The sequence below is a fragment of the Streptomyces sp. NBC_01591 genome, from assembly GCF_035918155.1.
Lineage (GTDB): Bacteria > Actinomycetota > Actinomycetes > Streptomycetales > Streptomycetaceae > Streptomyces.
This window is the reverse complement of record NZ_CP109329.1, coordinates 62,191-75,507: the sequence shown is the minus strand read 5'-3', so window position 1 is coordinate 75,507 and position 13,317 is coordinate 62,191. Positions and strand designations below refer to the sequence as shown.

Genomic DNA, 13,317 nt, shown 5'->3' with positions numbered 1-13,317 from the left:
CGTCCAGCAGCTGTCATCCGGCCACCAACATCCGTGAGACGGCTTGCTGCGCGTGCAGCCGTGCTCTTTCGGACACCGCCTCCCGGGTGTCGTGAGGGGATGCGAAGCCATGAGATGCGTCTCCTTGCGACAGCCCGTTGCTCTGGGAGCTCAGGCGGCCAAAGGCTGTCAGACGTGCGGGATCAGTCGGCCGGATCAGGAGGGGAAGACTCCGGGCGTCGAGTCCTGCATGGCGGGCGACGGCGTCCACCAAGGCGGCGCGGACCGCGTCCCAGGCGGGGCCGCCGGTCGCCCGGTACGCCTTGGCGACGGTGTCGGCGTGCAGGGTGTCGGCGCGGTGCTGGTTGAGCGCGTACGCAGCCACGTAGAGCCCCTGGTGTTCCCGGTCGTGGCAGCGCTCACCGTCGACGTACCCCGTGCAGTCGCAGCCGGTCAGTCGCGGCAGAACCGCCGCCGCGATGTGCTCCGGGGCCGCATGGCGGACCCGGGCACCGGCCGGTGGCAGCGGCAGGCCCGACCGCAATGCCTTCTCCTGCCAGTCGGCGCGGGCCTTTTCGCCTGCGGGGGAGGGCTGCTGCCCCGCGCCGAACGCGACCATGTGCGGCGGGCTCGCGTGGCCGATGCGGCTGACCCCTGCGAGGAAGGCGGCCACCAGGCGAGCGCTCTGCTCGCTCTCGGCCGCGAAGCCCTCCGCGATATCGGCTCGTTGCCGTGGGCTCAGTACCCGGTCCCACAGTTCGAGCATTACGGCACCGGCGGTGACCATCTCGGCGACGAGCGGATTCCACACGGGTCCGCCCCTTCGAACCGTGTGGTCGGAGAGATCGATCGTTCCCCAACACCATTTGTGCGCAGTGCTGTTGAGTTCTCCTGGTTCGCTCACATTGCCCTCATCCGGCGTGCTACGGTCCTGGCTCATCTCACCAGACAACTGTGGAGATTGGAGTAAGGATCAGGTGACACTGTCCGAAACGCGCCCCTATCCGGCGGGGGAGATACGCCCCAGCTGGGACCCACGACGACAAGCATGCGTTCCGGTACTGACAACTGCCGGGGAAAACGCCACCGTCACCTTGGTCCACGCTCTGCAGCACGCGGACGAACTGCGCAGCTTATCCGGGGCGACTGCCGGAGAGGCCGTCGCCCTGATCGAGTACCTCCTCGGCGTCTGCTACGCCTCCGGGGACTGCCCGGCGACGGTCGACGAGTGGCGTGACCGGGTCCACGACCGCAGCCCGCTGACCGATGCGGCGGACTGGCTGGATCGCCGTCCCGACGAGCACTGGGACCTTTTCCATCCCGTGGAGCCGCTGGGCCAGAACGCTCTTCTCGCCCCCTACCTCGACGAACACGGAGCAGGTCCCGCCCAGCTGGTGATCGAGCACGCCGGGGACTACAACCAGTTCTTCGACCACCACCACCTCGAACACCCGGCGCCGCTGCCCGCCGATGCCGCCTTCCGCGCCATGCTCACCCAGCACGCCTACGGACCCGGCGGCCGCGCCCGGATCTCCGGCAAGGGGACCTTGGGCCCCACCCTCACCAATCTGGCCGCCGGACGCCTCGGCACACGTATCCGTGTCATCGCGCTCGGGGAGACGCTCGGCGACACCCTCCGGCTCAACCTCATACCGACCGACGAAGCCCCGGGCCGTTTCAACCGCACCTGGACGGTGGCCCCCGAGCCCCGCCGGGGATTTCTGACCAAGCCGTCGGGGCGACGGGTGGATGGTCCGGCCGACCTGCACACCGTCCTGGGACGCTCGGTCCTCATGCGGCCCGCCGTCACCGAGGACGGGCAGCCGGCCGTCGACCGCGTACTGCTGGCGGCCGGAGAAATCCTTGAACCACTGGCCCCGCACCACATGCAGGACGCCGTGTACGAGAAGGCACCCAACGGAACGGTGAAGCCGCTGCGGCCCTCGGCCTCCCGGGCCCTGTGGCGCGAGGCGCACGCTCTGTACGCCGCCGTTGCGGACCGGGACCACGGACCCGATCTCTACGACCGCCTTGCCAGGCTCAGCGGCCGTCGGCTCAACCTGTGGACCGTCGGTCTGATCGCCAAGCAGACCACGGTCGTCACCTGGGTGTCGGACACGTTTCCCTTCGTGCCCGGCCGGGAGCGCGACCTCAGGTACGCGGCTGAGCGGGCTTCGCTCGTCGCCGAGTACGTGGCCTCCAGCCTTTCCCGGGCAGCTTACGTCGCCTGGACCGTGACTTATCCCAACCCGAAGCCGGCCGACAAGAAGCGACAGATCGCCCGGTTCGACGCGCGGCCAGAGCACTGGGCTCACTCGGAGGAGCCCTTCCACATGCTGCTGGACGACACGGCAGCGGCCGAGAACGACGAACAGGTGGACGCGGCGCTCGTCGAGTACGCGGCCGTGCTCGCCGAGGCCGCCGGGCGCTTCCTGCGTAACCGGCTCGACTCGCTGCCCGCCAACTCGCGCGGTTACCAGGCACATGCGAAGGCGGTCCGTTGTCTGGAGAACGACCTCACCGGGTCCAAAGCCCCGGACGAACTGAAGGGGGAGCGGAAGTGATCGCCGACAAACCGGGCACCGGGAGTGCAGTCGCGGATGGCGCCGAGCCACGTGAGCCCGCACGCAGCCAGCAGCTCGCCCAGTGGCTCGTCGGCTTGGTGAACAGCCGGGACTACGGCAGGCTCGCCGAACTGCGCCGACCGAGTGTCAGCGAGCGCGCTCACATCGAAGCGGGCTGGATCGATGAAGAGCGTCGCGAGGTCTTCGAACAGGTGGCGTTCCTGTTCGCCGTCTACCACCGGGGCGCCGCCGAGCCGTCATGGGGTTACGGAAGCCTCGGGTACGCCGCCCGCCGGATCGGCAGCAGCATCGGGCGCGGGCCCGACGACGCGGGCGCCGGCCGACTGATGGACCGCATCGTCGCGAGCCGCCGGCCCCCCCAGCGACACCTGCAGCACGCCATCGCCCGGCTGCGGTCGTGCGGCGAGCCACCACCCTCCTGGGCACGGCTCGCGGACGACATCGCCCGCTGGAGCGACCGTCAGGCCCGCATCCGCTACCGCTGGGCCGTCGACTTCCACGCGCCGCCGCCGAAAGCCGCCAGGAACACCAGGACGACCACGACCACGACGAAGGACACGCTGACGTGAGTACCCACGTTTCCCTGACCGGGCACCAGTTCCTCTCCCTTCACCTGCTGGAGACGCTCGTTGCCGTCCTTCCCGTCCGGGACGAGAACGGGGCACCCAAATCCATCGTTTACGGCGGCGTGGAACGGCACATGATCACCAGCCAGGCGCGCCGTCGCGCCGAGCGCGTGTACTCCCGCGACCGGGCCAACGATCAGATGGGCCCGCTCGCCGGACACACCATGGGCGTCCGTACCCGCGAATGGGCGCTGGTGACTGCCCGCGCCCTGGAGACCAGGCACGGCTGGCCCAAGGAGCAGGCGCTGGCGACAGCGCGAGCGGTTCTGCAGGCCATCGGCCTCAAGTTCGGCGACTCGGCCAAGCCGACAGTCGCCAACCTGACCAAGGTGCTGCTCTTCGCGCCAGCGGATGCGGGCGATCGCATTGCCGACCACCTCAACGCCGAACGGGAATCGCTCGGCGCCTGGGCAGAGAACTACACCGTCCTGGCCCAGGCGGCAGCGGCAGGAAAGAAGACGAAGGGGCGGCGCAAGAGCAGCCCCCAGGAGGAAGCAGAGGTGAGCGCGGACGACGCGGACTCCGCAACGGACGCCGGCGCTGCCAAGCTCCCCGCTCTGCCCAAGGCGACGCGGGAAGCGGTCCTGACCGCGCTGGCGCCCCGGGATGCGATCGACATCGCGCTCTACGGCCGCTTCCTCGCCGAGATCGCGGACTCGCCGAACGTCGACGGTGCGATCCAGAGCGGTCACGCCTTCACCGTCCATGAGGCCGAACACACAGACGACTTCTACGCCGCCGCCGACGACGCCAAGCTCAACCGCAAGAGCAACGCCCTCGACTTCCTCGATGTCGCCGACGACTCCGGAGCCGGCATGACCGGCTACCAGTCCCTCATCTCCGGCACGTTCTACCGGCACGCCGTTCTGGACCGCCGCAAGCTGCGACAGAACCTGCGCGCCGCAGGCATGTCCGAACAGGACAGCGAAGCAGCCGCCGTTGCCGCCGAGGCCGAGTTCGTCAGCGCCTTCGTCAACGCCTTCCCGCAGGCCAAGAAGAACTCGACCGCCTCGACCGGTTCACTGCCCGCCCTGGTCCTCGCCTTCGACGGAGACCGCCCGTTCAACTACGCGGCAGCCTTCCAGAAGCCCATCGATGAAGTCGCCGACGGGGGACCGGCCGGGGAGCTCGCCGTACGCCGACTCCTCGACCACCACAACTTCGTCCGCCGCCGGCGTGACGACATCACCGCAGGCCGCGTTCTCACCTACGAGCCCGCCGTCCACGCAGTCCTGCAGGAACTGGGAGTCAAGGACATCGAGTCAGTCGAGGAGCTGACGGCGTGAGCGGACACGTCCTGCTCATCAGGCTTGCCGCCCCCCTGCAGTCCTGGGGGGTGGTGTCCAGGTTCTCCCGCCGCGACACCCACAGCCGCCCGACGAAATCCGGGGTCATCGGTCTGTGCGCCGCGGCCCTCGGACACGACCGCGCCGAGGAACTCGGCGAACTCGCGGCCGTCCGTTTCGGCGTCCGCGCCGACCACCCCGGCACTCCGGTGCGCGACTACCACGTCGTCGGCGCCGGCAAATACCCCGTCCGTCCACGTGACATCATCACCGACCACCGCAGGGCCGCAGCCCTGTCCGCCGACATGGCGAGTACCAAGGGCAATGCGTTCGGGCACTACGAGCTTGCCGACTGGTACGGAGCACCGAAGTACATCGTCTCCGAACCGGATTCGGGTGCCCTGGTCTCGAAGCAGCTCTCCAGGGGGGCACTCATCACCGAACGCTGGTACCTGGCGGACGCCGCGTTCGTCGCTGCTCTGCAGCATCCAGATCGGGCTTTCCTCGAAACCGTCGCCACAGCGCTGGAACGCCCGAAGCGCCTGTTGTGGCTGGGCCGCAAGTCGTGCCCGCCGTCCGGAACACTGGCCGGACCGCTGGACGGCGGAACGATCGAAGACGCCTACCGGTCCACCGCACTGCTGCCTTCGCAGGGTGTCGGGGCGCGGCCGTCGCCCCGGCCCTGGGCCTGGATCGAAGCGGAACCGGGCACCGCCGGAGCAGCCCCCGTACCGGACCAGCCCGTCACCTTCGACGCGGACCGTCGCACACACACCACGCGGTGGGAGACACGGACCTGCGTCACCATTGCCGAGAACGCCACCGAATGGGACGTCATCCCGTGACCAAGCCCCCTGCCGCCCGTTTTGTTGCCACGCACAGCGTCCTGACCATGGACGCCCGGCACCCTTACACCGCCAAGTCCCTCGTCGACGCCCAGGACATGCACCGCACCGTCATGAGCGGCTTCCGCGGCTGGGTCTCGGACGGTGACCCCGACGCTCGTGCCCAGATGGGGGTGCTGTCCACCTGGTCGGTCGATCTCAAGGCAGGTGCACTCGTCCTGGTCGTCCAGTCCCGAGTCCCGGGCGACTGGGCAGGAATACCCCGTGGCGCGCTCACCGACAAACCGCACGTGATCACAGTCGACCGTACCTTCCACGTCGGCGACTCCCTGACCTTCCGGACGGTCGTCAACCCCATCCACAGCCGCCCGACCGGGTCCCCGGCCCCGGACCGCGCCCGCGGCCGGAGAACTGCCCACACCCGCCCCGACCACGTGAAGAACTGGTTCGTACGCCGTCTCCAACCGTTGGGCGACCCACGCAGAGCCCCTGATGGTGTCGTCCGCATCGGTGCCACAACCGAGGAGGAGACCCTGGGCATCCGCATGCTCCCCACCGTCACCAGCCCTCGCCCCCACCACGGCCTGCGCATCGTCCGCGCGGAAATCCGGGGCACGCTCACAGTCACCGACCCCGCTGCACTGGTCGACTCGATGAGCCAGGGGATCGGACACGCTCGCGCGTACGGCTGCGGACTGCTCCTGACTCGTTGAGCCCGGCACCCCAGAGGATGGTCCCGCTGTCGATCAGGCGCAGGACGAGACGAAACACCACTCCGCACTGCGAGAGACGACCCATGTAACGGAGTTCGTACGAGACCCGGTGATCATCTGCCCAGTACCTGCAAGGGATGGCTCCCAGCTCAACGCCGCCCAGGCCTGGGGCGTCGTTTGCTCCCCGCATCCGCGGGATGGATCTCGGGCGCTGCGAGCGCTGCGGCCCCCGCGAGTCTGCTTCCCGCAACTGTGCGGGTGGTTCCGCCTGCAAGAACGGCGGGGGAGCGTACCTGCTCTGCTCCCCGGACCTGCAGGGTTGGTCCCTTCTCGACGCCGGACACCATGACGTCCCAGGACTGTTCCCCGCATCCGCAGGGATGGTCCCCAGAACACCCGGGCTACCGGCTACTGGGGCAACTGCTCCCCGCATCCGCGGGGATGGCCTCTGCTCCTGGAGGCCGACCCTGCGGCTTCGTCACGAAGCCGCAGGCTCACCCCCTACAGCAGGTCCTGTGCGCAGATCTCAGCAGCTGCCGCGGGCTCAGTTCTGCGTCTCGCGGAACCGCTTCACCACCTCGCGGGCGCTGACAGCGAGTACCCCTACCGCTGCCACGGTCTAGAGGCACTGTGGGGCCTGCCAGCCTCCATTGGCGTCGGGCAGGAAGGCCGGGTTGAACAGGTCCTGCCGGTGCAGGACCCGTGCGAGTGGCAGTGCGAAGGCTGCCTCGGCGGCGATGCTCCAGACCGCGACGTGAACATCCACACCCGCACCGCCCGGATCGCGTCGAGTGTCACGAGTCGGGCGAGTGTCGGCGAGTCCGGCGAGTGTCGGCCAGATCCACCCCGACCACGGGCCCGGGTCGAGGACGTCGAGGCGTGTGCCGCCGTCCGTCCGGTACGGCTGCGCGGTGTGCGGCCGGACGACCAGGACGATCGGCAGCGCGTGCCACGCCACCCGGACGTAGACCGCCGCACTGCGCTCCTTCGGCGCGCCGCGGTCCGGAAGGTCGCCGGGCGTCCAGGTTCTGTCGGCCGCGCCGGGGTGCTCGGGAGCTGTCGGCGCCGCTCACCCTGCACTCATCACCACCACCGACATCGAGATATCGAGATCACGAACGGCGACTACGACGCCCGCACCCTGGCGAGTGTCCACGGCTACAGGGACGGCTGGGGCGAACTCGGCCCGGAGCTCGCCCAGGAGATCACCGCGCTCATCACCGAACCGGCCACCTGCCAGAAGCCGGCCGGCTGACGCATGACGAGTTCCCTGAGCCGGACCTGCGAGGTCGGACGGTCGGGCGGTACGGGGCGGTCGGCCGCCCGAACGCCGGCTCCCGGCGTACTTCCTCGACCGACCGTGGAGAAAGGCCCCGGCTGGTCGGAACCCGCCGGGAGACATTCGGACAGGCCGATACCGGCAAGGGTCCGCTGAGTCAGCTGCGTCTGCTGCAGTTGCGCAGACCTGCCTCGATTCCTGCGGTGCAGCCGTGACGGACAGAAACAGGAGGAGTGCACATGCGGGATTGCTACTGAGGCTTTCAGGGTTGAGGCCGGTGGTGCGAGGGTCGGGCCGGTGGCGGTGCCCGCCCTTCACGGCGTCCATGCACCGTACGCCCATGCCGGAGCCCCCGTCGTACGCGGCCGGGGGGATCGGTTCCGCTGTACGACAGGGGCGGTCGGGGAGGCGGGCGCTGGCCTGGGGGCGGCGCCTTGGAGGGTCAGCCCTTGGAGGGTTCGCTCTTGGCCGGGACAGATGCCGTGGTCTTCTCGCGCGGCGGGCGTGGCACGGCGAGGGCGGCGAGCAGGCCCGCCGCCGGGAAGGCGGCGGAGACCAGGAACGCCGCGCCGTACCCGTCCACCAGAGCAGCCGGCGAGGTGGCGTCGGCGCCCGAGTAGGAGGCGGCCACCACGGCCAGCGCGGCGAGCCCCAGCGCGCCGCCCACCTGGCGGCTGGTGTTCAGCAGGCCGGACACCAGCCCCGCCTGCTGCCAGGGCACGCCAGTGGTGGCGGCCACAGTCATCGACGCGGACACCAGCCCCTGGCCGACGCCGAGCAAAAGGGTGGGCCCGAACAGGTCGGCGGCGAAGTCCGCCTCGGCGTCGGCGAAGGACAGCCACACGAGCCCGACCGCCGACAGGGTCAGCCCCGTCAGCAGGATCGACCGCGCGCCGAACCGGTCAATATGCCCGGCGATCCCGCGCGCGGCCACGAACATGCCGATGGCCAGTGGAAGATAGGCGAGGCCGGTGCGCAGGGGGCTGTACCCCAGGCCCAGCTGGAGTAGCAGGGTGAACAGGTAGAACGTGCCCCACAGCGCCGCGCTGCTGGTCAGCGCGACGATGTTGCCGGCCGAGACGGAACGGTTGCGGAACACGGACAGCGGCACCAGCGGATTGGCGGCGAGCTTGGCCTCGTTGAGCACGAACAGGCCGAGCAGGACAACCGCTGCGGCGAGCACGCCCAGCACCTTGCCGGAGCCCCAGCCCTCGTCCAGCGAGAGCACCAGGCCGTAGGCGAGGGCAACCACGCCCAGGGTGATGGCGACCGCGCCCGGCGTGTCCATCCGGGACTGCGCCTTCGCGTTGCGGGCCTCGGTGATGACACGGAGCACACAGACGATCAGGACCACACCGACGGGCACGTTGATGAGCAGGATCCATCGCCAGGAGACCCACTCGGTGATGGCCCCGCCCAGCAGCACGCCGACCGCGCCGCCCGCCGCGGCGACCGCGCTCCACATCCCGAACGCCTTTGCCCGTTTTTTGCTGTCCGTGAAGGAAGTGAAGATCACGGTCAGGGTGGCGGGGGCGAGCACAGCGGCGCCGAGGCCCTGCACCGCCCGGGCGGTGAGAAGGGTCGCGGCGTTGGTGGCGAGTCCGCCGATCAGGCTGGCGACGGTAAACACCGCCAGTCCGCCGAGGAACGCGGTCCGCCGGCCGAAGAGGTCTGCGAGGCGCCCGCCGAGCAGCAGGAATCCAGCGAAGGGGATCGTGTAGGCGTTGATCACCCACTGGAGGGACTCGGTGTCGAAACGTAGTGCTTCCTTGATGGACGGGAGCGCGACGTTCACCACGGAGGCGTCCAGGACGACGAGGAACTGCCCGGCACAGCAGACGAACAGTACGAGACCGAGTCTGACGTTCGGGGGTAAGGGAGAGGCGTCGGTACGGTCCGCGCTCATGGCAAAACACTCCTAAAACTCAGGTCCGGCGTGCTACTCGGCGACGCTAGAGGGCATTTAGGACAGGTAGTGCCCTGTATCGGCCATGCTGCGACGGGACAGTCGAAGCCCTTGAATACGGGCCTCTGTCTGGATGAAGCTCCGTCCGGGGCAGCCCGCGCGAGTTGGCTGCCACACATCGGGGCGGTGTGCCGCCCGTCGAACGGGGGAGAGCACGTGAACCGAAAGGAAGCCCTCAGGGCCCTTTTGCACGACCGGCGGCGAAAAATCGACCCGAGCGAGATCGGATGGCCGCCCCCTTCCGGCCCGGGACGCCGCGCCCAAGGTCTGTCCCAGGCGCAGGTCGCCCAGTTGCTCTACAAGACGGAACGCTGGTACGCGCAACTGGAGCGCGGGGAGCTGCGCTCGCCGTCCCCGCAGATGCTCGACAAAGTGGCCGTGGTCCTGCGGATGGAGCACCAGGAGCGCAGCGCGCTGTACCTGTACGCGCTGGGCCACGAGCCGCCGCTGTCCGCCGACCCCAAGGCCGGCACCTCGGTCAACGACTCCTGGCGCCGAGTGGTGGACCGGGTCAGCGGAGAGGCCGCCTCGATCTGCGACCTCGCCTGGAACGTCCTGGAGTGCAACGACGAGTTCGCCCGGATGTTCCTCCCTGGTGAGGGGGGCCGAATCGGCCTGCGGCAGAAGAACCTGATGCGCTGGGCGCTGCTGTGCCCCGATGCCCGGGAGCGGCAGCTGGTCGACTGGTCGGACCAGTGGGCGCCCCGGCTGGCGGCCTGGCTGCGGGCCGCGGTCGCCGCCCATCCCGGCAACGAGGACCTCCGGGAACTGGAACGCCACGCGGAACGTGACCCGGTGGTGGGTCCCGTCTACCGGAACGGCAGCCTGGCCCGGGTGCACGCCGACGGGGAAGTGCTGCCGGTGCGGCACCTCGGGGGCGGCATGCCCCGGGTCGGCCGGATACGGGTCTGCTCGGCGCAGCCCTTCAGCTCGCCCGGCGCCCGGCTGATCATCCTGCTCTTCGAGCCCGGTGCCTGAGCACCCCGCCGGGCACCAAGAACCCTCGAACGGCGCACGAACCGGCGTGGACGGCGGCGGCCTACCTTCTGCGCGTTCCCCACTGCTCAGGGAGGCACGATGACTGCAGACCTCGTCGTCCGCGCACGTGAGTTCGCCCGGTCCCGGCTGCTCGGCAGGGAAGACTACTTCGACGGACTCCCGGCCGTCCCCACTCCGCTCTCGGCCGAGCTGCACCGGGCCGGGCTGGCCAATTGGTGGCTGCCCGTCAGCCACGGGGGTGCTGGGGCTCCGCTGACGACGGGCATCGACCTCGTCTCCGAACTCGCATACGGTGACGCAGGTTTCGCCTTTGCCTCATTCCTCCCGGTGCTCGGCACGACGATGCTGCACTGCTTCGGGGAACCCGCCCTGGCGGCCAAGCACCTGGGCATGATGGCCCGCGAGGGCGGGAGCTGCGCGATCCTGGTCAGTGAGGACGAGGCGGGCAGCGAACTGGCCCGGAACACCACGGTGTACCACCGCAAGGGTGAGGACGTGGTGATCAGCGGGGACAAGCAGTTCTCCACCAACACCGACGGCGCCGACTTCCTGCTGGTCGTCGCCCGCTCTGCCGAGGACCCGTCGCTGCACTCGGTGGTGTTGGTGAAACGGGACACCCCCGGGATCGAAATCGTCCGCCGGTGGGACATGCAGGGGATGCGGGGCTCCGGCACCTACCAGGTACGGCTGCGGGACTGCGTGATTCCCGCCGACAACGTCCTCGAGGGCAACGGACTGCGGATCCTGGAGGCCGGGCTCAACGCCAGCCGCACGCTGATCGCCGCCACCGCCATCGGGATCTCCCGGCGGATCCGCGACCTGGCGATGGAGTACGCCGTGCACAAACGGGTCAAGGGCGCACCGCTCGCCGAGAACGCGGTCTTCGCCGCCAAGCTGGGCCAGATCGAAATGCTGATCGACGTGATGCGTAACCAGTGCCTGGCTGCCGCCGCCCGGTTCGACTCCCTGCTGGCCGCCCCGGACCCGGCCGCAGCCCTCTACCGCACCGGGGCCACGCGGGAGGCACTCGCCGCCAAGATGTACTGCGGACAGGCCGGATGGACCGTAGCCACCATGGGTTCGGAGTTGTTCGGCGGGCTCGGCTACACCAACGGCCACCCCGTCACCAAGCTGGTCCGCGACCTGCGGTACGTGGGCCTGGTGGAGGGTGGCGACGACGTCATACGCGACCTGCTGTACAGCCGTTACGTGGCGCCGTCGGGGCGGCGGCGCTGAGCGGCCCGCGCCGCCGGGAGGCAGGTGGCCCCATGGAGATACTGATCATTCAGGGCAGTCTCGGGACCCCGTCCCGCACTGCCGCCCTTGCCGAGGAGGCCGCCCGTCGGCTGACCCTGGACGGGCACCGCGCCCGCATCTTCGACCTGCGGGCGCACGACCTGCCGTGGGCCGTCCCGCAGGGCGAGGGCGCCCCGTGGCAGCGCCGGACCCCGGCGCTGCGGAAACTGCAGGCGGCCGCCACCGCGGCGGACGCCTTCGTCTGGGCCAGCCCCGTCTACCACAACTCGTACTCCGGGGTACTGAAGTGCGCTCTGGACCATCTGACCGCACGCGAATTCCGCGGCAAGCCCGTCGCACTGTGCGGGGACGGTGGCCGGCGCGGCAGTGAGCAGCCGCTGGAGCACCTGCGGACGGTGGCGCGCAGCCTGCACGCCGTCGCCACCTCCACGGTGGTGACCACCCGGACCGACGACTTCGTCCTGGAGGGCGGCCGGTACGTCCTTGCCGACAAGGAGACCACCCACAGGGTCGGCGTGATGTGCCACCAGCTGGCCGACCTGGCCGGGCTGCTGGCCCGCGGCGGGGGCGCGCTCTGGTCAGCGCAGGGTGCGGAAGAACTCGCGTAGGTCGCCCACCAGCAGGTCCGGCACTTCCAGGGCAGGGAAGTGGCCGCCACGGCCGAACTCCGACCAGTGCACCACGTTGTCGGTCTGCTCGGCCAACGACCGGACAGGCAGTGCCAGGTCGGCGGGGAAGACCGCCACTCCGGTCGGCGTCTTGGAATGCGGCACCTCGGCATCCCAGCCGACGGACGAGTGGGCCGTCTCGTAGTAGAGGCGGGCCGAGGAGACCGCGGTGCCGGTCAGCCAGTAGAGCATCACATTGGTGAGCATCCGGTCCCGGTCCACAGCCTCCTCGGGCGCCCTGGCACAGTCGCTGAACTCCTTGAACTTCTCGACGATCCAGGCGAGTTGGCCAACCGGCGAGTCGGTCAGAGCGTAGCCGAGGGTGCGCGGGCGGGAGGACTGCAGGAGGCCGTACGCCATCGAATCCCGCATCAGCGCCGCCCGGCGGGCCGCCGAGGCGCGCATCCGCGCCCGCTCCTCCTCGCCGAGCCCGTCGGCCTCGTCCTCTTCCGGCATCCGGGTGGCGACTGCCGAGGGCAGCGCCGTCACATGGACTCCGACCACCGCGTCCGGGTCGGCCAGTCCCATCTCCCGGCAGATCCGGGCGCCCCAGTCACCACCGTGCACCCCGTACCGGGTGTGGCCCAGGTGCCTCATCAGGGCCGTGAAGGCACGGGCCATGCGCGGGACGTCCCAGCCCGCGCCGGCCGCCGGGCCGGAGAAGGCGAACCCGGGCAGGCTCGGGATCACCAGCTCGAAGGCGTCCCGCGCGTCCCCGCCGTACGCGGCCGGATCGGTGAGCGGCCCGATCACGTCCAGGAACTCGACGACCGAGCCGGGCCAGCCGTGCGCCAGCAGCAGCGGCAGTGCGTCGGCGGAAGGGGAAGGCACATGGAGAAAGTGCACCCGGGTGCCGTCGGCCATGGTGGTGAACTGCGGGTAGGAGTTGAGTTCCGCCTCGTGGATCCGCCAGTCGTAGCCCTGGCGCCAGTACCCGGCCAGCTCGCGCAGATAGCCGGGCGGCACGCCCTGCTCCCAGCCGGAGTCGTCCGGCTCCTCGGGCCAGCGGGTGGTGCCGAGGCGGCGCAGAAGGTCCTCCAGAGCGCTCTCGGGAATCTCGACACGGAACGGGGTGATGTCGGCGGGGGCGGTGTTCATATCCGGGCAACACCGC

Annotated in this window: 12 protein-coding genes and 1 pseudogene; 9 read left to right on the top strand and 4 right to left on the bottom strand. The window is 70.0% G+C overall.

Going from position 1 to position 13,317, the window contains the following annotated elements:
- Positions 1-13: 13 nt before the first annotated feature.
- Entirely contained in the window at positions 14-790 is a 777-nt protein-coding gene (locus OG978_RS47705) for an HD domain-containing protein (protein WP_326771209.1), read from the bottom strand.
- A gap of 283 nt (positions 791-1,073) precedes the next feature.
- Here OG978_RS47705 and OG978_RS47700 point away from each other — a divergent pair, with 283 nt between their 5' ends.
- Genes OG978_RS47700 through OG978_RS47680 form a run of 5 tightly spaced genes read left to right on the top strand, consistent with a single transcriptional unit; the run spans position 1,074 to position 6,034 of the window.
- Positions 1,074-2,543, top strand: a complete 1,470-nt coding sequence (locus OG978_RS47700) for a type I-E CRISPR-associated protein Cse1/CasA (RefSeq protein ID WP_326771208.1) — start codon at positions 1,074-1,076, stop codon at positions 2,541-2,543.
- Positions 2,540-3,133 carry a type I-E CRISPR-associated protein Cse2/CasB gene (gene casB / locus OG978_RS47695; RefSeq protein ID WP_326771207.1) on the top strand — a complete coding sequence of 198 codons (594 nt, stop codon included), beginning with the start codon at positions 2,540-2,542 and terminating at the stop codon, positions 3,131-3,133. The genes OG978_RS47700 and casB overlap by 4 nt, the downstream gene beginning before the upstream one ends.
- Complete coding sequence (locus OG978_RS47690; RefSeq protein WP_326771206.1) at positions 3,130-4,476, top strand: type I-E CRISPR-associated protein Cas7/Cse4/CasC; 1,347 nt, start codon at positions 3,130-3,132, stop codon at positions 4,474-4,476. The genes casB and OG978_RS47690 overlap by 4 nt, the downstream gene beginning before the upstream one ends.
- Entirely contained in the window at positions 4,473-5,321 is an 849-nt protein-coding gene (cas5e, locus tag OG978_RS47685; RefSeq protein WP_326771205.1) for a type I-E CRISPR-associated protein Cas5/CasD, read from the top strand. The genes OG978_RS47690 and cas5e overlap by 4 nt, the downstream gene beginning before the upstream one ends.
- Entirely contained in the window at positions 5,303-6,034 is a 732-nt protein-coding gene (locus tag OG978_RS47680) for a type I-E CRISPR-associated protein Cas6/Cse3/CasE (protein WP_326771204.1), read from the top strand. Before cas5e ends, OG978_RS47680 begins: the two co-directional genes overlap by 19 nt.
- Positions 6,035-6,653: 619 nt before the next feature.
- On the opposite strand, the gene OG978_RS47675 is transcribed toward OG978_RS47680, so the two are convergent.
- Positions 6,654-6,992 carry a hypothetical protein gene (locus tag OG978_RS47675; RefSeq protein ID WP_326771203.1) on the bottom strand — a complete coding sequence of 113 codons (339 nt, stop codon included), beginning with the start codon at positions 6,990-6,992 and terminating at the stop codon, positions 6,654-6,656.
- A 91-nt stretch (positions 6,993-7,083) separates the two neighbouring features.
- On the opposite strand from OG978_RS47675, the pseudogene OG978_RS47670 reads away from it, so the two are divergent.
- A pseudogene (locus OG978_RS47670) lies at positions 7,084-7,289 on the top strand (FMN-binding glutamate synthase family protein); the annotation flags it as partial.
- A 466-nt stretch (positions 7,290-7,755) separates the two neighbouring features.
- Here the strand turns inward: OG978_RS47670 and OG978_RS47665 are convergent.
- Positions 7,756-9,219 carry an MFS transporter gene (locus OG978_RS47665; protein ID WP_326771202.1) on the bottom strand — a complete coding sequence of 488 codons (1,464 nt, stop codon included), beginning with the start codon at positions 9,217-9,219 and terminating at the stop codon, positions 7,756-7,758.
- A gap of 216 nt (positions 9,220-9,435) precedes the next feature.
- Between OG978_RS47665 and OG978_RS47660 the strand changes: the two genes are divergently transcribed.
- From OG978_RS47660 to OG978_RS47650, 3 genes are all read left to right on the top strand, one after another.
- Complete coding sequence (locus OG978_RS47660) at positions 9,436-10,257, top strand: helix-turn-helix domain-containing protein (protein WP_326771201.1); 822 nt, start codon at positions 9,436-9,438, stop codon at positions 10,255-10,257.
- 99 nt (positions 10,258-10,356) lie between these two features.
- Positions 10,357-11,514 (top strand): acyl-CoA dehydrogenase family protein, encoded by a 1,158-nt coding sequence (locus tag OG978_RS47655; protein ID WP_326771200.1) that lies wholly within the window; start codon positions 10,357-10,359, stop codon positions 11,512-11,514.
- A 32-nt stretch (positions 11,515-11,546) separates the two neighbouring features.
- Positions 11,547-12,143 (top strand): NADPH-dependent FMN reductase, encoded by a 597-nt coding sequence (locus OG978_RS47650; RefSeq protein ID WP_326771199.1) that lies wholly within the window; start codon positions 11,547-11,549, stop codon positions 12,141-12,143.
- On the opposite strand, the gene OG978_RS47645 is transcribed toward OG978_RS47650, so the two are convergent.
- Positions 12,114-13,301, bottom strand: coding sequence for an epoxide hydrolase family protein (locus tag OG978_RS47645; protein WP_326771198.1), 1,188 nt, complete (start codon positions 13,299-13,301; stop codon positions 12,114-12,116). The genes OG978_RS47650 and OG978_RS47645 overlap by 30 nt on opposite strands.
- Positions 13,302-13,317: the final 16 nt, after the last annotated feature.

What these genes read in the sequence shown, in the direction of transcription:
- OG978_RS47680 (WP_326771204.1), top strand. Translation starts at nt 5,303, where the DNA reads ATGGGACGTCATCCCGTGACCAAGCCCCCTGCCGCCCGTTTTGTTGCC.
- OG978_RS47665 (WP_326771202.1), bottom strand. Translation starts at nt 9,219, where the DNA reads ATGAGCGCGGACCGTACCGACGCCTCTCCCTTACCCCCGAACGTCAGA.
- OG978_RS47655 (WP_326771200.1), top strand. Translation starts at nt 10,357, where the DNA reads ATGACTGCAGACCTCGTCGTCCGCGCACGTGAGTTCGCCCGGTCCCGG.
- OG978_RS47650 (WP_326771199.1), top strand. Translation starts at nt 11,547, where the DNA reads ATGGAGATACTGATCATTCAGGGCAGTCTCGGGACCCCGTCCCGCACT.
- OG978_RS47645 (WP_326771198.1), bottom strand. Translation starts at nt 13,301, where the DNA reads ATGAACACCGCCCCCGCCGACATCACCCCGTTCCGTGTCGAGATTCCC.